Source organism: Nostoc sp. DedQUE07 (genome assembly GCF_034530975.2).
Taxonomy (GTDB): domain Bacteria; phylum Cyanobacteriota; class Cyanobacteriia; order Cyanobacteriales; family Nostocaceae; genus Nostoc.
Genome location: NZ_JAVRCC020000004.1, coordinates 1 through 19,392, shown reverse-complemented (window position 1 = coordinate 19,392; position 19,392 = coordinate 1). Strand labels below are relative to the sequence as shown.

Annotated in this window: 19 protein-coding genes; 16 read left to right on the top strand and 3 right to left on the bottom strand. The window is 42.1% G+C overall.

The genetic code is table 11. The features are described from left to right. The first annotated feature begins 29 nt into the window (after positions 1 to 29). The 16 genes from acsF to RMZ95_RS04115 all read left to right on the top strand — a co-directional run bounded on the left by acsF (position 30) and on the right by RMZ95_RS04115 (position 15,235). Positions 30 to 1,085 carry a magnesium-protoporphyrin IX monomethyl ester (oxidative) cyclase gene (gene acsF / locus RMZ95_RS04190; RefSeq protein ID WP_322671860.1) on the top strand — a complete coding sequence of 352 codons (1,056 nt, stop codon included), beginning with the start codon at positions 30 to 32 and terminating at the stop codon, positions 1,083 to 1,085. Between the two features lie 239 nt (positions 1,086 to 1,324). After that, complete coding sequence (locus RMZ95_RS04185) at positions 1,325 to 2,710, top strand: DUF4157 domain-containing protein (protein WP_322685487.1); 1,386 nt, start codon at positions 1,325 to 1,327, stop codon at positions 2,708 to 2,710. Between the two features lie 368 nt (positions 2,711 to 3,078). Continuing rightward, positions 3,079 to 4,026 (top strand): zinc-binding dehydrogenase, encoded by a 948-nt coding sequence (locus RMZ95_RS04180; RefSeq protein WP_322685488.1) that lies wholly within the window; start codon positions 3,079 to 3,081, stop codon positions 4,024 to 4,026. Between the two features lie 105 nt (positions 4,027 to 4,131). Next, the gene (locus RMZ95_RS04175; protein WP_322671863.1) at positions 4,132 to 4,506 is read left to right on the top strand and encodes a hypothetical protein; all 375 of its coding nucleotides are present in this window, start codon (positions 4,132 to 4,134) and stop codon (positions 4,504 to 4,506) included. 29 nt (positions 4,507 to 4,535) lie between these two features. Then, positions 4,536 to 5,336 (top strand): SDR family oxidoreductase, encoded by an 801-nt coding sequence (locus RMZ95_RS04170; protein WP_322685489.1) that lies wholly within the window; start codon positions 4,536 to 4,538, stop codon positions 5,334 to 5,336. Positions 5,337 to 5,399: 63 nt separating this feature from the next. Beyond that, positions 5,400 to 6,314, top strand: coding sequence for a TauD/TfdA family dioxygenase (locus RMZ95_RS04165; RefSeq protein ID WP_322685490.1), 915 nt, complete (start codon positions 5,400 to 5,402; stop codon positions 6,312 to 6,314). Positions 6,315 to 6,693: 379 nt separating this feature from the next. Beyond that, a complete protein-coding gene (locus RMZ95_RS04160) occupies positions 6,694 to 7,287 on the top strand; it encodes a glutathione S-transferase family protein (protein ID WP_322671866.1) in 594 nt (197 codons plus the stop codon). A gap of 68 nt (positions 7,288 to 7,355) precedes the next feature. After that, complete coding sequence (locus RMZ95_RS04155; protein WP_322685491.1) at positions 7,356 to 8,735, top strand: LLM class flavin-dependent oxidoreductase; 1,380 nt, start codon at positions 7,356 to 7,358, stop codon at positions 8,733 to 8,735. Between the two features lie 319 nt (positions 8,736 to 9,054). Beyond that, positions 9,055 to 9,948 carry a DMT family transporter gene (locus tag RMZ95_RS04150; RefSeq protein WP_322685492.1) on the top strand — a complete coding sequence of 298 codons (894 nt, stop codon included), beginning with the start codon at positions 9,055 to 9,057 and terminating at the stop codon, positions 9,946 to 9,948. A gap of 87 nt (positions 9,949 to 10,035) precedes the next feature. Continuing rightward, positions 10,036 to 10,689, top strand: a complete 654-nt coding sequence (locus tag RMZ95_RS04145) for an HAD family hydrolase (protein WP_322685493.1) — start codon at positions 10,036 to 10,038, stop codon at positions 10,687 to 10,689. Continuing rightward, the gene (locus RMZ95_RS04140) at positions 10,689 to 11,465 is read left to right on the top strand and encodes a sulfite exporter TauE/SafE family protein (protein ID WP_322685494.1); all 777 of its coding nucleotides are present in this window, start codon (positions 10,689 to 10,691) and stop codon (positions 11,463 to 11,465) included. The genes RMZ95_RS04145 and RMZ95_RS04140 overlap by 1 nt, the downstream gene beginning before the upstream one ends. Before the next feature lie 27 nt (positions 11,466 to 11,492). Then, the gene (locus RMZ95_RS04135) at positions 11,493 to 12,746 is read left to right on the top strand and encodes an MFS transporter (RefSeq protein WP_322685495.1); all 1,254 of its coding nucleotides are present in this window, start codon (positions 11,493 to 11,495) and stop codon (positions 12,744 to 12,746) included. Between the two features lie 65 nt (positions 12,747 to 12,811). Then, complete coding sequence (gene hpxZ, locus RMZ95_RS04130) at positions 12,812 to 13,198, top strand: oxalurate catabolism protein HpxZ (protein ID WP_322685496.1); 387 nt, start codon at positions 12,812 to 12,814, stop codon at positions 13,196 to 13,198. An 11-nt stretch (positions 13,199 to 13,209) separates the two neighbouring features. Continuing rightward, positions 13,210 to 13,968 carry a hypothetical protein gene (locus tag RMZ95_RS04125; protein WP_322685497.1) on the top strand — a complete coding sequence of 253 codons (759 nt, stop codon included), beginning with the start codon at positions 13,210 to 13,212 and terminating at the stop codon, positions 13,966 to 13,968. A gap of 90 nt (positions 13,969 to 14,058) precedes the next feature. After that, positions 14,059 to 14,622: an NUDIX hydrolase gene (locus RMZ95_RS04120; protein ID WP_322685498.1), complete on the top strand. Its 564-nt coding sequence runs from the start codon at positions 14,059 to 14,061 to the stop codon at positions 14,620 to 14,622. Continuing rightward, the gene (locus RMZ95_RS04115) at positions 14,600 to 15,235 is read left to right on the top strand and encodes a GNAT family N-acetyltransferase (RefSeq protein WP_322685499.1); all 636 of its coding nucleotides are present in this window, start codon (positions 14,600 to 14,602) and stop codon (positions 15,233 to 15,235) included. Before RMZ95_RS04120 ends, RMZ95_RS04115 begins: the two co-directional genes overlap by 23 nt. 250 nt (positions 15,236 to 15,485) lie before the next feature. Here the strand turns inward: RMZ95_RS04115 and RMZ95_RS04110 are convergent, their stop codons facing one another. From RMZ95_RS04110 to RMZ95_RS04100, 3 genes are all read right to left on the bottom strand, one after another. Then, positions 15,486 to 16,175 (bottom strand): hypothetical protein, encoded by a 690-nt coding sequence (locus RMZ95_RS04110; RefSeq protein ID WP_322685500.1) that lies wholly within the window; start codon positions 16,173 to 16,175, stop codon positions 15,486 to 15,488. A gap of 614 nt (positions 16,176 to 16,789) precedes the next feature. Then, complete coding sequence (locus RMZ95_RS04105) at positions 16,790 to 17,251, bottom strand: hypothetical protein (RefSeq protein WP_322685501.1); 462 nt, start codon at positions 17,249 to 17,251, stop codon at positions 16,790 to 16,792. 26 nt (positions 17,252 to 17,277) lie between these two features. Then, entirely contained in the window at positions 17,278 to 19,116 is a 1,839-nt protein-coding gene (locus RMZ95_RS04100; protein WP_322685502.1) for a bifunctional serine/threonine-protein kinase/formylglycine-generating enzyme family protein, read from the bottom strand. Positions 19,117 to 19,392 lie beyond the last annotated feature (276 nt).

Sequence of the window (19,392 nt, the reverse complement as noted above, 5' to 3'; positions counted from 1 at the left end):
GAACTATTGACTCGCTCGCCTCATCACTCATGGTTAACACCCTACCCAAGCCAGAAACTAAAACCCCCAGCAAAGAAACTGTACTTACCCCCCGGTTTTACACTACAGATTTTGAAACCGCAGCCAAGCTGGATTTGTCTGCCCAGGAAACGGAATTGCAGGCAATGTTGACAGAAATGCGGACAGACTACAATCGGCACCATTTTGTCCGAGATGAAGCGTTTGAGCAGTCTTGGGAACACATTGACGGTGAAGCAAGGCAGGCGTTTATAGAGTATTTGGAACGTTCTTGCATTTCTGAGTTTTCCGGCTTCTTGCTATTCAAGGAATTATCCCGCAAGCTAAAAAATCGTAGTCCAGTGCTAGCAGAAATCTTTCAAATGATGGCGCGTGATGAAGCCCGCCACGCCGGATTTCTCAACAAAGCAATGGCTGATTTTAAACTCTCCCTTGATTTGGGCGCTGTTACTAAAACCCGCACTTATACATTTTTCCCGATTGAATGGGTACTTTACACCGTTTACCTCTCAGAAAAAATCGGTTACTGGCGTTACATTATTATTTTCAGGCATCTAGAAAAGCACCCAGAAAACCAGTTTTACCCGATATTCCGCTATTTTGAGAGCTGGTGTCAAGACGAAAACCGCCACGGAGATATATTCAAGGCATTATTGCGTTCTCAACCGCAACTTTGGAACACCTGGAAATCTAGGCTGTGGAGTCGCTTTTTCTTGCTGTCAGTATTTGCTACTCACACCCTGACAGTTCATGAACGTTCTGGGTTCTACAAATCATTGGGACTTGATGCCACAGAATTTGATATCCAAGTTGTCCGCAACACCAATGAAACCGCAGGACGGGCTTTTCCTGTAATGTTGAATACCGAACATCCCCAGTTTTTCCCACGTCTGCAACGCTGTGCAGGTTACAACTTGAAAATTGCAGAGATTGAAGGCAGTTATAACCCGAAATTGATGAAGCTAATTCGCAAACTACCTTTGATTGCAGCAATTGTTTGGAATCTGCTGTTAATTTACCTCATCAAACCAATTGATACTGAAGCCCTGCGGGGAACGGTTCGTTAACTATTTATTAGACAGACATCTGCTTGTGAAATTAATTATGCGTTATTCAGAACACATAATTAATTTCACCAAATGTCAATTCTTGAATATTTGGCTAGCTGAATAATGGCAAAACTAGACTAAAGTCTAAAGTCTATACATAAGAATGTCAATAAAATAGTTATATTTTTGTATAGAAAATACTGGAATGCAATAGATAAGAGGTTACTAATTAATCTAGAAAATGTAGGAATTGAGAGATGAGCGACATTAAAAGACAAGCCGCTTTGCCTTTAAGCACATGGAAGCGAGCCAATACGGGAACATCAAATTTTACGAATCCATCGCTTGTCTCATCCAATATTCCCACATTGGCCAATCCAACACGCGGTTTTGGTTTACCAACAAATAATAATACTGCGCTCAATGGCGACCTTCAAGAAGCCACGTCTGCTAACGAGCAATTATTAGAACCAGAAGCTATTAAAGAAAAACCTCTTGTTCACGACATTAGTCGGATATCTTTGCGTCGTCCACAGCCGCAACTTATAGGTAGCCAGCCAAAAGACCAGTATGAGCAGTCAGCTGACCAGATTATGCTTCTACCTAGACTTAAGTCAAATATAAATATCGGTGCAATAGATTCACATATAGTACAACGAGAATGTGCAGATTGTGAGCAAGAAGAACAAGAAGTACAAACCGAGTTGTCACTACAACGCGTTAGCGATCGCAGCGTCCAAACCCAAGATAATATTGAGAGTCAGTTAAATAATAGTAAGGGTGGAGGAAGCCCGTTATCTCCTGAAGTGCGAAACTTTATGGAACCACGCTTTGGTAGTAAATTCGACGATGTGCGAGTACATACTGACTCCAATGCTACGCAGATGAGTAAGTCGTTGGGAGCGCAGGCCTTTACTCATGGTAGTGATGTTTACTTTAGCGCCGAGAAATCACCTGGTAATAACGAGTTGACAGCCCATGAGTTAACCCATGTGGTACAGCAGACAGGCAAAGTGCAGAAACAAAGTGATGCATCTACAGCACCAGCCCCTGTTGAACAGACATCTAATGGTATGCCGCCCAAAAAAGGGACAACTAAAATTGACAAAAAGAATGCCACAATTACTGCTTCGGGAAAAAATATTACCGAAGCAATTACAAACTTAACATCACAAGGAAAGGGCGAAGCGGGCAGTGTTACTTGTGCCCCCGCAAAAGATGTCAAAACTTACCAAGCAGAAGATAAATCCGATGAAATTGTCTATGAGGCAGATGTCTTAGTAACAGAAACTAAGGCAATGCCCGTCTGGACGGAACTCGATCAACAGTGCGAACCTGTTAAAAAAGAATGGGCAAGGTTTTATAGCGCTCTTGATACACACGAGAATGGGCACATTAGTATTGATGAGAAGGCTTTTAAAGATTTACACAAAAAGCTTCTTGGCAAAACAACCTCAGCATCTGACAAGATTTTTAACGATACTTACGCCCAAGCAAATACTGATAATAATGCTTACGACACCACAACGAAACACGGACTCACTCAAGGTACAGGAGTAACTCCGGTACAGTGCGGCCCAGAAAAAGTTTCTCAAAGTGGAGATGAATCGGATGCAAAGGTAGAGGTTCAAACTCAACAATAGAGGCGAAAACACCATAACGTAAACTTGCTAATCATTTTCGCATTTACACTGTTTGGAGTCAAATTGAGAAATTACAAAAAGAACTCCGAATCATAGGGAAGCTACTTGGCTTGACTACAGTGCAAGAAGTGTCAACGGCGAATTTCTCCACAAGGTGCTTGATTCTTCTGGCTGTCTGTGATAGTTTTTTTTGTACAAACCATAAAATACTGTAATCTTATCAAGATACCGTTGTTTTTAAATCTCGTTAACCTATTTACACAGATTGGGAGTTAAGAATAAATAGCTAATCTATCGAGATTATTTATTGCAGGGAATACATTGCGAACCAACAAACTAGAAATTAATCTCTAAGCCAGGGCAACCTTATGAGCAAAATACGTGCTGTGATTGTTGATCCCAATGTGCCGGGGCGTTTGGCACTGAGTGAAGTGACTGCACCAAAGCCTGCCCCAGATGAAGCTCTAGTGCGGGTAGCGGCAATTTCCCTCAATCGGGGAGAGGTAAAACGTTCAACGACTGCTGAGGCTGGCTGGCAACCTGGTTGGGACTTAGCAGGTGTAGTGGAAATCCCCGCCGCCGATGGTTCGGGGCCTCTCCAAGGGGCACGTGTAGTTGGCTTGCGTCGGGCCGGTGCTTGGGCAGAACTCGTGTCTGTTCCTACTAACGCCTTAGCAGTAGTGCCGTCATCGGTATCTTTTGCTCAAGCCGCCACACTACCTGTAGCTGGTTTAACTGCATACCATGCGGTGTTAAAAGGTGGTTCACTTTTGGGTCGGACAGTTCTGGTTACAGGCGCATCAGGAGGCGTAGGTTACTTCGCTATCCAGTTGGCGCAACTGTCAGGAGCGCAAGTTGTGGCACATATTCGTCAAGCTGGCTATGAAACTTTAGTTAGAGAAGCTGGGGCGCAATCGGTGGTGATTGGCGAAGACCTTTCACCCGCCAGCGAGTACGGCCCCTACGATCTAATTGTAGAGTCAGTGGGTGGCAAGACTTTGGGGGTAGCTCTTGGCTTACTGGCACAGGATGGGAAAACTGTGCTGTATGGAGTATCTGGGGGAGCTGAAGTGACATTCAATGCGGCTCAATTTTTTGGGACTGGTAGCGTCAGCCTGTATGGTTTACGTCTGTTCGATGAATTGAGATTTGAATCAGCAGCAGTCGGTCTAAAAAGGCTTTTGAGTCTAGTAGAAGCAGATGAGTTACATCCTCACATTGATTTAGAAGCTTCTTGGACACAAATAGCTGATGTAGCACAACAACTACTCGACAGGCGTTTTCCTGGCAAGGCTGTATTGCACATTTCAAAATAATTCGTAATTCGTAATTCGTAATTCGTAATTAATTTTTTCATGCACTAATTTATTCAGAAAGACTAATGTTTTTCCTTGTTGCAATCAGGCAGATTTATTTGTGAGGTGAGAATTACGAATGATGAATTAAAAACTACGAATTATGCTGATTTTTGGTTCAAACTAGATCGGCTTGTAGCCATTAGTAATCTCAAGATAGATCGCCCAAAAGGGACATCACATCCACGTTATTCATCCTTTGTTTATCCGTTGGACTATGGATACTTGGAAAACACTCGCTCTGGAGATGGAGCCGATATTGATGTTTGGATAGGTAGTTTGTCTAGTAAAAAAGTCACCGCCGTCATTTGTAGTGTTGACTTGGAAAAACGGGATACAGAAATCAAAATACTTCTGGGCTGCACTTCTGGGGAAAATCAAACCATCTTGGATGTCCACAATACAGGCTCTCAATCAGCAATATTATTGGTTCGCAATTAAATTATTTAGATTTTTGAGGGTAAGTTTGTATGAGTTTAGAACTAAAACTATCAGGTAAAACTGCGATCGTTACAGGAGGAAGTGCGGGAATTGGTTTAGCTACTGCCAAAGCACTTTATAGTGAGGGTGTGAATGTTGCGATCGCAGCCCGCAATCAAGAAAGACTAGAAAATGCAGTAGCTAACATCCAGTCTTTACCAACTTCTGGCGCTAAAGTTATTGCCATCAGCGCCGATCTGACTAAAGCAGAGGATGTTGAGAAAGTTGTTTCCACAACATTGTCCCAATTTAATCAGATTGATATTTTAATTAATAATGCAGGTTCAGCCCGTGCTGGATCTTTCCTAGAATCCACTGATGATTTATTTTTGGATGCTTGGAACTTAAAATTATTGGGCTATATCCGCTTAGTTAGAGCCGTCGTTCCCCATCAAAAAAGTCGCGGTGATGGGCGGATTGTCAATATAGTCGGCGGTGCAGGACGGACACCTCGTCCGAACTTCCTAGCTGGTGGTACAAGCAATGCTGCTTTGTTGAACTTCACAAAGGGCATTTCTAAAGAGCTAGCCGAGTACAACATTCGCATTAACGCTATCTCCCCTGGTGCTACAGCTACTGAGCGTGCCGAGACTTTAGCGCGGCAAAACGCCCAAGCGCAAGGCATCACTGTTGAGCAAGTGAAGGCACAAAATATCCAAAGTATTCCTTTAAAAAGAATCGCCCAGCCAGAAGAAATTGCCGCGCTGGCGCTATTTTTGGTGTCCGATCTTGCTGCATCGATTACAGGAACAGAGATTATCGTTGATGGCGGATCTACCCCTGGTGTTTAGTAGAGACGCGATGAATCGCGTCTCTACATTTTGTCAAAACATAAACTTCTTGGAGATAAAAACATGGGTTCCCAATACTTTGATATCAAACCAGTTGCAGGACGTATCGGTGCTGAAATTATTGGTGTTAATCTGAGTTCTAATCTTAGTGATGACATCATCAGCGATATTCGCAAGACTTTAGTCAAATACAAAGTGATATTTTTCCGCGGTCAGCAACAGCTTGATGCTGATGGACAGGTTGCTTTCGCTCGTCGTTTTGGTGAAGTCACTACAGCCCACCCAACTGTACCATCGCTGCCAGAAAATCCAGAAGTCTTAGACCTGAATTATGGCCGCACCACTTCCCGCGCTAATAGCTGGCATACAGATGTTACATTCGTAGACCGTCCTCCTCTCGGTTCTATCTTACGAGCGCTTGATATTCCGCCAACTGGTGGCGATACAGTCTGGGCAAACTCGGTGACTGCATACCAAGATTTACCTATTCATCTGCGTAATCTCGCAGACCAACTTTGGGCAGTACATAGCAACAAATACGACTATGCAACTGCATTTGACTTACCTGAAGATGCCAAGGCTTATCGGGCTGTCTTCACCTCGACTGTGTACGAGACTCTGCACCCAGTTGTACGCGTCCATCCCGAATCTGGAGAGCGTGGGCTATTCATCGGCGGATTTGTGCGCCAGTTCCGTGGCTTATCAACAACTGAATCAGATGATATTCTGCGGCTGTTGCAAGCGTATATTACACGTCCTGAGAACACAGTCCGGTGGCGTTGGCAAGTTGGTGACGTAGCTTTTTGGGATAATCGGGCTACTCAACATTATGCGATCGCAGATTACGGCGACCAGCCCCGCCACGTTCAACGAGTCACAATTGTCGGCGATCTCCCAGTTGGCATCGATGGTAAACAAAGTGAGGCTATCAAAGGAGATGCTTCTGAGTACAACCGTCGTCAGGCGGTGACTGCGTAGTACTTGAGCATTGGGCACTTGTACTGAGTTTCGACTACGCTCAACTACCGCGAAGTCGTTGGCGCAGCCTCTCGTAGAGAAGTATTGGGCATTGGGAATAAGAGAGAGATCAGTCTTTGATACTTGTGAACGAGTGTTTAATATTCGTGAATGAGTCTTTGAACTCCATTAATGAGGCTTTGAGCTTCATTAATGAGTCTTTGAACTCCATTAATGAGTCTTTGAGCTTCATTAATGAGTCTTTGAGCTTCATTAATGAGTCTTTGAACTCCATTAATGAGGCTTTGAGCTTCATTAATGAGCCTTTGAACTCCATTTCCCTGTTCCCTGCCCTTTACTGGCTTAACCTTCTGCTGAGTAATGACGATCGCGCTTTTTTATGAAACTCTTCTATACACCTAACTCGCCCTATGCACGCATTGCACGGGTAGCAATAATAGAATTGAATCTCAGCAATCAGATCGAAACGCAAAAAGTCATTGCACGAGATCCGAACAGCGACCTACTGAATTACAACCCTACAGGTAAAATACCAACTCTAGCGACTGACGACGGATTTATCTTGAGTGAAACACGTATAATTTGCGTCTATCTGAATCACTTAAATCCTGAAATTAAACTAGTTGCTGACATATCTAATGGCTTTTTACAGCAACTTGAAGGTATGACTGGTGGGTTCATAGATGGCATTGCTGTCTGGGTACGGGAGTTAAGGCGTCCCCACAGCGAACAGTCTCCTGGGGCGATCGAGTTTGAGCGTGAGCGAGCGTTGAGAATTTTGGAATACTTCGAGAAGATATCAGATAAACTCGACCAAACTCCAAAACTTGCTCATATAACCCTCGCCTCTGCACTTGGACTAGAAATCCGCCTTCCCAATCTGCAATGGCGGCAGAAATATCCAAAACTTGCTAGTTGGTACGATGAATTCTCTAAACGACCTTCCATCCAAGCAACAAGACCAGAGTCTTAATAACTAACATTTTCTTGTTCCAAACTGGAGAACGAAAAAAGCATAAGTACGCCCTCGCAAATATAAACATGAGTACAAAAAAACAACTTAAACTCGGAGCATTTTTACCTGGGAGTGGCCATCATGTTGCAGCTTGGCGACATCCCAACACCCCGGCTGATGGAGGTCTGAACTTCCAACATTATAAGCAGCTGGCACAAACGGCTGAACGGGGTAAATTTGATATGCTTTTCCTCGCAGATGGTTTAGCCGTCTGGGATAGAGGACAAGGGGCTGAGGCTTTTAGCCGTTCGGGACAATTCAGTGTCCATTTTGAACCTTTAACCTTATTATCGGCTCTGTCTGCGGTGACAGAAAATATCGGGTTGGTGGCGACATCATCAACGACTTATGATGAGCCTTATCATCTCGCCCGCAAATTTGCATCACTGGATTATCTAAGTGGTGGTCGTGCCGGATGGAATCTTGTAACCTCTGCTGCTGAAGCCGCAGCGCAGAATTTCAGCCAAGAAAACCACCTAGAACACTCGCTACGCTATGAACGGGCGAGGGAGTTTGTGGATGTTGTCACCAAACTTTGGGACAGTTGGGAAGACGATGCTTTCCTTCACAATAAGGAGTCAGGTATTTACTTCGATGCAGAAAAGTTGCATGTTCCCCACCACAAGGGTAAATATTTCTCAGTGCGCGGCCCGCTCAATGTGGCGCGTCCACCACAGGGATATCCAGTAATCGTACAAGCTGGATCTTCCGAGGCTGGACAGGATTTAGCTGCCCAAACAGCAGAGGCGATTTTCACTGCACAACAGACATTGGCAGAAGCTCAAGCCTTCTACGCTAGCGTCAAGGGGAGATTGGCTAAATACGGACGTTCCCCTGACCATCTCAAAATTATGCCTGGGGTATTCCCGGTAATTGGTAAAACTGAGCAGGAAGCTAAGGATAAATATGAGCAACTTCAGGAGTTGATTCATCCCTTAGTCGGATTAGGCCTACTTTCTGGGCTAGTGGGTGGCCATGATTTGTCCAAATATCCCCTAGATGGCCCCCTGCCGGATCTGCCTGATACCAACGGTGGCAAAAGCCGCTTGCAGTTGATCACCGATCTTGCCCGCAGAGAGAATTTAACAATCCGACAACTGTATTTGTGGATTGCAGGAGCGCGGGGACATCGAACGATTCTTGGAACACCAGAACACATTGCCGATCAGTTAGAAGATTGGTTTGTTAATGGTGGGGCTGATGGATTTAACATTATGCCGCCCTGGCTACCTGGGGGTTTAGAGGAATTCGTGGACTTGGTAATTCCCGAATTGCAACGCCGAGGAATATTTCGTACTGAGTATGAAGGTAGTACTTTGCGTGAAAATCTTGGTTTGCCCCGTCCGGTGAACCAGTTCACCACAAGGACTGCTCCTGAACCTGTGGGCGTCGGTTCCTTGGCATAGTTTTGATTAGACATCTTGCAAAAGTAACTTTTGCCAAGATGTTGGGGAAAGGTTAAAGGTTACTGGGTTTGGGAAAATTCCATACCTTTACCCTTTACCCCTTACCCTTTTCCCCACAATTCCAAGAAGTCTATTGAACAACTGGCAGCGTTTTTGAAGCGACGGCTTTGATTTCCTCAAACTTCATCTGGTTTGTTATTCCAGTGGTTTTAACAATACAATCAAGTCGTCTCTAAGGAAACTTTTTATTGTGTTGGGCATCTTAACGGTTCTACTATCCTCCTTTGTTTTGACGTTTCACAACGTTACTGTCCGAGTTTTGTTTTCAGAACATCTCGTACTAGGTTTATTTTTACTTGGTGGATACCTTAAACCGGATTTGCAGAATTCATTCTTGCTGATGTTCATGCGAATGCTGCTCGTGGTTCCATTCATGGCATCTCTATCATTCAAGCTATATCCATCTGCTTGGACAGAACTCCAATACTTGTTTACCCGTGTTCGCAGGGATGTTCTAATCCAAGCTCTTGGCTGTGGGGTGCTGATGTTTGTGTATATTGCCTCACTCTACATTGCTATTGGCTTGATTCCCACAGGTATTGCCTTGACCCTTTTCTTCACCTATCCCGTATTTACAGCGCTGCTATCTTGGAAGTTTTTTGGCGATCGCCCCACATTGTTCCGTTGGCTAGTAATGGCTATTATTCTGGTGGGAAGCGCTCTCACCATTCCCCAATCTTCTGCTACCTACAGCAGTCATACCATTGCGATCGGTATTTTCGCTAGTTTTGGCGCTGGGATCGTTTACGCCTTTTATTGCATCATTGCTCAAAAATGTTTAGAAAAATTCCATCCAATTCCCTTTACGTGGATCAGTTTTGCCTCCACTCTACTGCTCTCCGGTATTAGCTTACTGTTCTGGCCAGCTAAAAGCAGTCAACTTGACTGGACACCTTTATGGATTGGTAGCATCTTTTCGGGTCTTGTTAGCTTTCTGGGACACACTTTAAACAATGTCGGGATTCGGATGGTTGGCGCATCTACCGCTTCCATAATCGGCTCTAGCAGTCCAGCTTTGACGGCGTTAGTGGCATGGATAACCATTAACGAAACTTTAAACGTGATTCAGAGTATAGGGATTGGTGTTGTCACATTGGGGATCGCGTTACTTAGTGCAGAAGGCTTTGTGAAATCGCTCAAAATTAGGAGTTGAATTGGGAATTGGGAATTGGGCATGGGGCATGGGGTAATTTTAGAACGTTACTTTCTTAATTACGAATTACGAATTACGAATTAAAATATGCCTTTCTCCGCTATACTCTTCGATCTTGACGGGACTTTAACAGATCCGAAACCTGGCATCACTGGTTGTATTCAGTATGCGCTATCTGAACTCGGTTACAAACCACCAAATGCTGATGAATTAAATTGGTGTATTGGCCCACCACTGAAAGATAGCTTTTCGCAATTACTCAATACCTTGGATGGCACAGTAATTGAACAGGCTCTTTCCCTATATCGTCGTCGCTTTGCCACAATTGGATTATTTGAAAATTCCCTTTATCCCCAGATTGCAGAAGTCCTAAAAGTCATTCGTTTTGCTGGTTATAAAACTTTTGTTGCGACTTCTAAACCATATATTTATGCTACGCAAATTATTGAATATTTTGGCTTATCATTGCTTTTTGATGGTGTTTATGGTAGTGAAATTGACGGAACGCGGAGCATAAAAGGTGACTTAATTCACCATATTTTATTAACAGAAAAACTTTTACCCTCTACTGTGGTGATGGTAGGCGATCGCTCACATGACATCATCGGAGCCAAGCGCCATCAAATTGCCTCAATTGGTGTCACCTATGGCTATGGATCTGAGGAAGAATTAAAAGCTCATGGTGCTGACTTGATTGCCCATTCTCCAAGTGATATTCCCAAATTAATAATTCGTAAATAATGCCACCATCTTTAACACTTTTCCATAGCTTACTTCTATTTAGTACTGCTTTCATTGCAGGCGGCTTAAATGCTGTAGCGGGTGGTGGAAGCTTTATCACCTTTCCAACTCTCATTTTTACGGGTGTCGCCCCGATCGCAGCTAACGCCACCAATAATACTGCAATTTGGGTGGCTTCCCTAGCCAGTGCTGGAGCATATCGTCAAGATTTGGGCATTGAGCGACGAGATTTTTTACTTTTATGTGGTGTCAGTTTAGTTGGTGGCATGATTGGCTCCATAGCTTTGTTGTATACATCGCCAGATGTCTTTAAAAAGCTGATTCCCTATCTATTGCTGCTAGCAACAGTTGTATTTACCTTTGGCGAACCGTTCAAAAAGTGGTTGCAGCGTCAAAACCAGAATACATCACCGGAATCTGTACCGTTGTTTAATTTGGTACTGGCTCAACTAGCGATCGCCATCTATGGTGGTTTCTTCGGCGCAGGTATAGGAATTTTAATGCTGGCAGCTCTAACGTTTTTAGGTATCAAAAGTATCCACAAAATGAATGCTTTTAAGACATTTTTAGGGAGTTGTATCAATGGTATTGCGATCGTTCCATTTCTTTTTGCTGGTGTGATTGCTTGGCATCAAGCTATTTTGATGGCAGTCGGTGGCTCTCTTGGTGGTTACTTAAGCGCCCATTATGCTCGTAAACTTGAACCCCACTTAATTCGGAAATTTGTCATGATTGTTGCCTTCAGCATGACTGCCTACTTTTTTATTCACGGTTAAGAACTGGGAACTACTCAGGGGTGATGTATGGAAGCATCAAACAAATCACAAGTCATGCTGCGTGCTTTTAGTTCTAGAAATTTTCGCCTGTACTACACAGGCCAGGCAATTTCTTTGATTGGTACATCAATGACTCAAGTGGCTACTAGTTGGTTAGTATATCGCCTCACTGATTCCGCTTGGTTACTTGGTCTAGTGGGCTTTACCAGCCAAATTCCCACACTTGTGTTGATTCCTCTGGGTGGAATCATTGCCGATCGCTGGAATCGTCACCAAATTTTACTAGTTGCCCAAATTCTAGGAATGCTTCAGTCTTTAGCTCTAACGTGGCTAGCCCTAAGCGGTACGATTAATATCGAGTACATTGCAATTCTTGGTGTGCTGCAAGGGATTATCAACGCCTTCGATATTCCGACTCGACAGGCATTTCTTCCAGAAACAGTTAGTAAGGAAAATCTCGGTAATGCCTTTGCCTTATACTCTTCCTTGGTGAGTGTGACGAGTATGGTAGGCCCTGCGATCGCAGGTTTGCTGATTGTAGCGCTGGGATCGGGGTTGTGTTTCCTGATTGATAGCATCAGTTACTTCGCTGTAATTATTGCCCTGCTAGCAATACAACTGACATCTAGAAAAGTAGTTATTTCCAAGCGCAAACCTTTAGAAGAATTAAAAACTAGTTTTAAATATGCCTTTGGGTTTTTGCCAATTCGCTCAGTCTTAATTGGTTCGGCTTTAGTTTGCTGCGTCTGGGGATTTTATTTAGCTTTAGGGCCGATTTTTGCCAAGGAGATTTTGCAAGGTGGCCCTAACACCTTCGGTTTCTTGATGACAGCTTCCAGTTTGGGAACCTTAGCAGGTGGTATCTATTTAACGAAGCATAGTAATGTACTGGAATCGGGTAAAGTTCTAGCTTTGGGTATAGGTTTTATGGGAGTAAGCTTAATTGTCTTTGCCCTATCCCGCGTGTTCTGGCTTTCGCTGCTTTCATTATTAGCGGCTGGTTTCGGCTTTATTTTGCAAATAATTGCCGGACGTACTTTGCTTCAGTTATTGGTGAGCGATGAAAATCGCGGACAAATTACAGGTCTTTATGTTATGGCATCTACAGGCGCAGTACCTATAGGTAACTTAATAGCTGGCGCACTAGCAAGCAAAATTGGTAGTAACAATACTGTTATCCTTGGTGCAAGTGTTTGTATTGCAGGCTCAATTTTCTTTATGCAGCAAATCTCCACCTTTCGCGATCTAGTTCGTCTGAATTTACCTACTGAAGGAGCTTAAAAAAAATAGCTCTGGCTATTTAAAAGAGTGCATAATCAGCCATAACATCAAAAATTGGTAACACAATGACTACTATAAATGACCCTACTGTTGTAGCTGAAGTAACTGATTTATATCTCAAATATGAAAAAGCCCTTTTTAATAACAATTTGGAGGTGATGGATAGCTTGTTTTGGGATGCGGTTGAAGTCGTGCGCTTTGGAATCACAGAAAACCTCTATGGTAGCGATGAAATTCGTAACTTTCGTCAGAATCGACCCAACCCGAAAATAGAGCGAGAAATCTCGAATCTCAAGGTTGTCACCTTTGGGAAAGATGCAGCAACAGTGACTTTAGAGTTTCGCCGAATTATCGATGGTGTAGAGCGTTTCGGGCGACAAAGCCAGACTTGGTACAGGTTTACTGAAGGCTGGAAGGTGGTATCAGCCCATGTTTCATTATTGCCAGTGTGAATTTTAAAACTATGACTAGCATTACCGAAATTGCCCCAGATATCTATCGCATCTCAACCTATGACCCAAAAATAGATATGCAATTCATCCAGTTTTTAGTGAAGGATGAAGAACCATTATTATTTCATACGGGTCTAAAGGGGATGTTTTCAATAGTACATGATGCAGTGGCAAAGATTATTGACCCATCACAAATTCGCTGGATTAGCTTTAGCCATTTTGAAGCTGATGAATGTGGATCGCTGAATGAATGGCTGTCCATTGCGCCAAATGCTCAGACAGTTTGTAGTCCTATAGCAGCCTTTGTGAGTGTAGATGATTTTGCAATTCGTCCATCCAAAATTATGCAACAAGCTGAAGTTTTAAACACTGGTAAATATAATTTTCAGTTTCACCATACACCCCAAGTTCCTCACGGTTGGGATGCAGGATTATTCTTTGAAACTACTCATAAGACACTGTTTTGCTCAGACCTTTTCCACCACTTTGGAGATGTGGAAGCAAAAACTGAGTCTGATGTAATTGAACGGTTCCGTCAAACAATCGTCAATTATGAAGCAAGTCCTTTTCCCAATTACATACCATATACAACACATAGCGATGCCTGCGGCGGGCTGCGCCAACGCATTCTCCAAGAATTAGCAGCTCTCAAGCCGCGTACACTGGCGACAATGCATGGTTCAACGTTTGTGGGAGATGGTGAACGTGCATTGCAAGATTTAGCAGTTGTGTTGCGAGAAGTTTTGGTGAATCAGATTACTGCCACATAAATCCGCGTGACGGCAAAAAATGCAGTAATTTTAGCAACACGCATCCAATGAAATAATTATTGTAAAAAGTAGAAAAACAGAGGTTTAAATATGGTAAGTCCATTTGATTGGATTTTATTAAAATCTAGACATATAGTAAAAGACAGATGGATTTCAGTACGGTCTGATACTTGCCAAATGCCTAATGGAACAATAGTTGAACCCTATTATGTTCTGGAATATCCAACATGGGTAAATGTTGTAGCTTTAACCAAAAATCAAGAACTTATTTTAGTAAAGCAATATCGCCACGGTCTGAAAAAAACAATTCTAGAATTGCCCAGTGGTACTGTAGAGACTGAAGATTTTTTTCCAGTAGAAGCTGCAAAACGCGAATTATTAGAAGAAACTGGTTACACGAGCAATCATTTTATTGAAACTGGTATATTATCACCAAACCCAGCTACTCATACCAATTTAACCCATTGTTTTTTAGCAACAGATGTGGAATGTGTAGCTGATTTAAAGTTAGACGTTACAGAACAAATTGATGTAGTTTTATTACCCCTAGAAAAGGTAATTGAAGGTATTGAGAATAATATATTACTGCAAACATTACATATTAGTTCATTATTCTTCGCTCTCAAAAAACTTGGTAAAGTGCAATTTTATTAGTCATCTGGCTAGAGTTGCCTTTGTCAATAGTCCTTACTACGTACCAGACATAAAGGAGGATTCACTAATGATATTGGAAACTCAACGCCTATTGCTGCGGGAAATGACGGTTTCTGACCTCGACGCGCTACTGCTTGTCCTCGGCGATGCAGAGTCGATGCGCTACTACCCAAAGCCCTTTGACCGCGAGATGGTGGAAAAATGGATTGACCGACATCGCCACAACTACGCACAGCATGGCGTAGGCTTATGGGCGATGGTTCTTAAAGCAACGGGCGAGGTAATTGGCGACTGCGGACTGGTTTGGCAGGAGGTCGAGGGACATCGAGAACTTGAAATTGGTTATCATGTCCGCTGCGACCAACAAAGGCAGGGTTACGCCACCGAAGCCGCGTATACTTGCCAAGACTACGCCTTTAACGTACTGGGTTGCGATCGCGTCATTTCCTTGATTCGCCCAGAGAACATCCCCTCTCGCCGTGTCGCTGAAAAGAACGGACTCAAGGTCGTTCAGGAGACACTATGGCGAAACATACCGCACTATATATATGCTGTGCAGCGCTCAGAAAGTAAACTTCTTACAATAAGTAATCTCAGAAGCAGAGAAGTTTAATAATCTCTGTACCAACGTTGAGGCTGCTCACGGAAACATAGTTAGCCATTGCATCAATATGAGAACGGAAAGTATTTGGATCGTAGGGCACTTTTACTGAGCGTTAGCGGGACGTTTAGCCTGTGCTGAGTAAAGAAGTAAGATTCCTCACTCAGCACTCCTGATAATTGGGTTGTCTCATTCCAGCAAAGACTAGGAACGAGATTTTAAAAAGATGAAGCGTTAGGTTGTAGAGCGAACTTTTGGTTGGCTATGCTTCAAAAGATCGGGTGCATTTAATTTTTTGAGTATAAAATCTAGTTGCTAAAAGAGCCGCACCTGCTACTAAAGTTGCTAGTACACTATTAGGTTCGGGGACGGCAGCAACTTGAGCATCAATTTGTGCAGTTCCAGCAAACAAACCGGTCAATTTAGAGTCGCCTAATATATTAGCAAACTCTGGAGAAATCAACAATTTCACATCAGGGATGGTTAAATTGTGGCCATCAAATGCCACAAGTCCTGGAGCGCTCAAATCAAACAAAATTGTATTTAAAGAAAACGTATCTCTTAAAACAAGTCCGCTGGCACCTGTGACAGTACGTCCTGGAGCAAAACCGATTGAAAAGTTACCAACAGTAATTTGATTGTTGAATGTAACAGTACCAGTATGCTCGATTGTACCTGAGAGCGGAGTAAAACCGCCCTCGTCACTGAACGTGAAGTTAGTGGCTGAGTCGATGTTGAAGCCAACTAAATAATTGCTAGGAATTGGTGCAACTGTCTGATTAGTACCTGTCAAGTTTAGCCCAATACTACTAAGGATCTCTTCGTGATCGCGATCGATACTGGTGACTCCAGATATCACTTTAAAAGTTGCAGCTTCTACCTGTATGGGTGCTATTGAGATGAAAGCTGCTGTAGTACAACCAAGAATTCCTGCAAACTGAAAAAAATGCATATATATTTCTGATGATCTTCTTATTTTATTTTAGAAAATAAAATCTTTTTTATTAATCTATAAAGTCAAAATTTACTCTAAAAAAATATTTGCAAAAGTTAAGTTTGTGTAAATATACAGTTAATAACAATATTTAAACCAGGCATTTCAAAACCCAAGTTAAGTAAGTAGGTACAAATAAAAATCAATCATCAGAATGAAGTATAAAGTATGAAACATAAAGCTTTAAGTATAGAAAATGAAAAAAATATAGTTACGTTTAATTATGTCCACTACCAATTATTTACCCTTCAATCTAATAATTATGAAGTGGTCAAACATAAGCTTACCTTTAATTATTGATAAGTTTAAATTAAGAGTTGCAGTACTGTCTTATATAATTTCAGTGTAATAATGATAAAAAAATGATATAAATACGTTGATAAAAGCACAGCAATGCTCATACATATCAACTTCAACCAAAACACAAGAGAAAATTTTCGTTTCCAGCCAGAGGTAATGCCTTAAAAGCGGTTCTGTTGGAAATTTAGGAGGCGTATTTTTACAATAGGTATTCCCAGACTTAGCTGAGAACTAGAGAAAGCTGATTTTTTCTCGCCGATTTACTTTTTAGTTCACAGACTTGTTCTAATCCACCAGCTTATTTTCTCCAAATTAGGATCTATTTCCTGCCAAAAGCTGGCTGAAGAGTCTACCTCTCTTGCTACTGCGAGTATTTTATCTATACTGTCGAAGTTTTTTTGAATCAATTGCTTATCTAGTTTAGGAATATCTAATTTCAGATATTTCAAACGGTTGGGTAACTCTACTTTCTCTTGTTTCGGCAAGTGCTGAATTTGATCGACTTGTTCTAAAATTTTGTCTATTGATGTAATAACTTCTTGTAGATTTGGCTTTTTAGTTTTTAATTGCAAATCTTTTTCTTCAAAGGCTTCTTCTTGATTACCTAATTTTACTAAGACTATTTTGACAAAGAAAATATTGTAATCTACCTGACTAACTTCACCCACTTGCTGATAATGTTTTCCACTTTTATTTATAACTACTATGTCACCTTTCTCAATTCTATTGTTCATAATTTATATAGCTTGGTCTTAAATTACTAAATAATTTCCTCTACAGAAAATACTACTCTAAAGCCACAAACCCTCAGTCCACCGTCTGACTCATTCCAGCTACGGCTAGCACTGCGACACAGTTCTGGACTGAAACTCCAAGAACCACCGCGTAGCACCCGACGATTTATATCACCGCCAACTTCCCAAGCTGTTCCATCTACGGGTGCGTCGTTATAATTGTTATGCCACGAATCAGCACACCATTCCCAAACTAGCCCGTGCATATCGTACAATCCAAAGGCGTTGGCGACTTCAAAACTACCGACGTTTGTTGTTTCTTTACGGAATTTGCTTTTTGGTTCCATTGTGCAGCTGACTAACTCAGGGGTAATGGTTTCGCCAAAGTGGAAAGACGTTGTAGTTCCAGCCCGACATGCATATTCCCATTCAGCTTCACTCGGTAAACGATAGTCGCGTCCAGTTTTTTCTGATAGCCTGAGACAGAATTCTACAGCTTCATACCAAGATACATTTTCCACTGGTCTATCTAAACCTTTGAATTTCGATGGATGGGGATTTAAAGCTTGTTTGACTTTGGGTAAAGCTGCTACTACTCTCCATTGTGCTTGAGTTACAGGAAATTTCCCCATAAAAAATGGTTCAACGGTAACTTGATGTCGTGGACGTTCGTCAGCATCTCCTTCAAATTCTGGTGAACCCATCATGTAAGTACCACCAGGAATTGATACCATTTCTAATGTGACAGACTTACCTAATTCTTCAACAAAGAAGTTGGTATTACAGTTCATGCGGTTTACTTCTCTACCACCTGTGTCTACTGTCACTACATCAAATTCAAAGGTTTCTAATGGCGGTAATGGGACGATTACTTTTTGTGGTAGCGGCGATAATATAGGTTGAGGCATCGAAACAATTTTTAAGGCAACAGGTTCAATGTTCGATGTGGCAAACTTGACATCGTTGATGACTTCAACTGCTGTTTGATACCTTTCACTCGGTAGATGTTTGAGTAATTTATCTAAAATTTTCCCTAAGTCGTCGCTGATAGTAATACCTTTTTTCTGTAAATGTTCGCGCCACAACCATTTAGCATTCATGGCATCATAAATAGGGTCATTAATCTGTCCAGAAGCATCTTGCAAGGGCAAACATTGAGTTAAAAGACGCACACAAGTTACACCCAAAGCATACAAATCACTGCCGTGGCAAGCAAACCCAGCCATTTGTTCTGTTGGGGCATAGCCAAGGGTATAAATTACCGTAGCTTGTCTTCCGATACTGGTTTGTGTTACCTGTTTAGCACCACCAAAGTCAATTAAGACAGGTTTTTCATCACTTGCACGGCGAATAATATTTTCTGGTTTGATATCGCGATGAATGACGTTATGGGTATGAATGAATTCTAGAACTGGTAATAAATCAGCTAAAAGTTCCCAAATTTGTTGTTCGCCATAAATTTGCTGCTGAACTTCTTGTAAAAGAGTTTTTCCTTGAATAAATTCTTGTACGAGATACAAGCTAGTACCTTGTTCAAAATAAGCTAGTAATCTGGGAATTTGGGTATGATTTTCTCCCAATTCATACAACCGAAAAGCCTCTTCTTTGAAAAATTCTGCGGCTTTAGTGCGTTGTCCTGTTCCCTGGAACTGGGGGAAAAATTGCTTGATGACGCAAGGGGCGTTTAGTCTGTCTACATCTTCTGTAGAATACGTTCTACTAAATCCGCCTTCACCTAAGAGTCTTAATACGCGGTAACGGTTTCTGAGAAGTTTGCCAAAGTTGCTTTGTCCGCAACTCACGCAAAATCTATTGCTATCAGAGTTGAATGGATTTGAGCAATTGGGATTTTGGCAGATTTGCATAATGAGGGGGAAATAGCATCTTCTCCAAAGTTAGCCCCAATATTATCTAATTGAAAACAGTTATGTAGAGAAGCGAACACGGAAGTTTATTCATGTGTTTAAAACTATGTTTACACGAGGGCATAAGGATGAATATAATTCAAAATTCAAAATTCAAAATTCAAAATTTAAGAGAGTTACATTAGAGGATGTTTGAAAAGTTTGTGGTAGTGTATCAAATATTTAGTTTACCCCACCCTAACCCTCCCCTTGCAAAGGGGAGGGAACCGGATTTTT

What these genes read in the sequence shown, in the direction of transcription:
- acsF (WP_322671860.1), top strand. Translation starts at nt 30, where the DNA reads ATGGTTAACACCCTACCCAAGCCAGAAACTAAAACCCCCAGCAAAGAA.
- RMZ95_RS04185 (WP_322685487.1), top strand. Translation starts at nt 1,325, where the DNA reads ATGAGCGACATTAAAAGACAAGCCGCTTTGCCTTTAAGCACATGGAAG.
- RMZ95_RS04180 (WP_322685488.1), top strand. Translation starts at nt 3,079, where the DNA reads ATGAGCAAAATACGTGCTGTGATTGTTGATCCCAATGTGCCGGGGCGT.
- RMZ95_RS04170 (WP_322685489.1), top strand. Translation starts at nt 4,536, where the DNA reads ATGAGTTTAGAACTAAAACTATCAGGTAAAACTGCGATCGTTACAGGA.
- RMZ95_RS04165 (WP_322685490.1), top strand. Translation starts at nt 5,400, where the DNA reads ATGGGTTCCCAATACTTTGATATCAAACCAGTTGCAGGACGTATCGGT.
- RMZ95_RS04160 (WP_322671866.1), top strand. Translation starts at nt 6,694, where the DNA reads ATGAAACTCTTCTATACACCTAACTCGCCCTATGCACGCATTGCACGG.
- RMZ95_RS04155 (WP_322685491.1), top strand. Translation starts at nt 7,356, where the DNA reads ATGAGTACAAAAAAACAACTTAAACTCGGAGCATTTTTACCTGGGAGT.
- RMZ95_RS04145 (WP_322685493.1), top strand. Translation starts at nt 10,036, where the DNA reads ATGCCTTTCTCCGCTATACTCTTCGATCTTGACGGGACTTTAACAGAT.
- RMZ95_RS04140 (WP_322685494.1), top strand. Translation starts at nt 10,689, where the DNA reads ATGCCACCATCTTTAACACTTTTCCATAGCTTACTTCTATTTAGTACT.
- RMZ95_RS04135 (WP_322685495.1), top strand. Translation starts at nt 11,493, where the DNA reads ATGGAAGCATCAAACAAATCACAAGTCATGCTGCGTGCTTTTAGTTCT.
- hpxZ (WP_322685496.1), top strand. Translation starts at nt 12,812, where the DNA reads ATGACTACTATAAATGACCCTACTGTTGTAGCTGAAGTAACTGATTTA.
- RMZ95_RS04125 (WP_322685497.1), top strand. Translation starts at nt 13,210, where the DNA reads ATGACTAGCATTACCGAAATTGCCCCAGATATCTATCGCATCTCAACC.
- RMZ95_RS04120 (WP_322685498.1), top strand. Translation starts at nt 14,059, where the DNA reads ATGGTAAGTCCATTTGATTGGATTTTATTAAAATCTAGACATATAGTA.
- RMZ95_RS04110 (WP_322685500.1), bottom strand. Translation starts at nt 16,175, where the DNA reads ATGCATTTTTTTCAGTTTGCAGGAATTCTTGGTTGTACTACAGCAGCT.
- RMZ95_RS04105 (WP_322685501.1), bottom strand. Translation starts at nt 17,251, where the DNA reads ATGAACAATAGAATTGAGAAAGGTGACATAGTAGTTATAAATAAAAGT.
- RMZ95_RS04100 (WP_322685502.1), bottom strand. Translation starts at nt 19,116, where the DNA reads ATGCAAATCTGCCAAAATCCCAATTGCTCAAATCCATTCAACTCTGAT.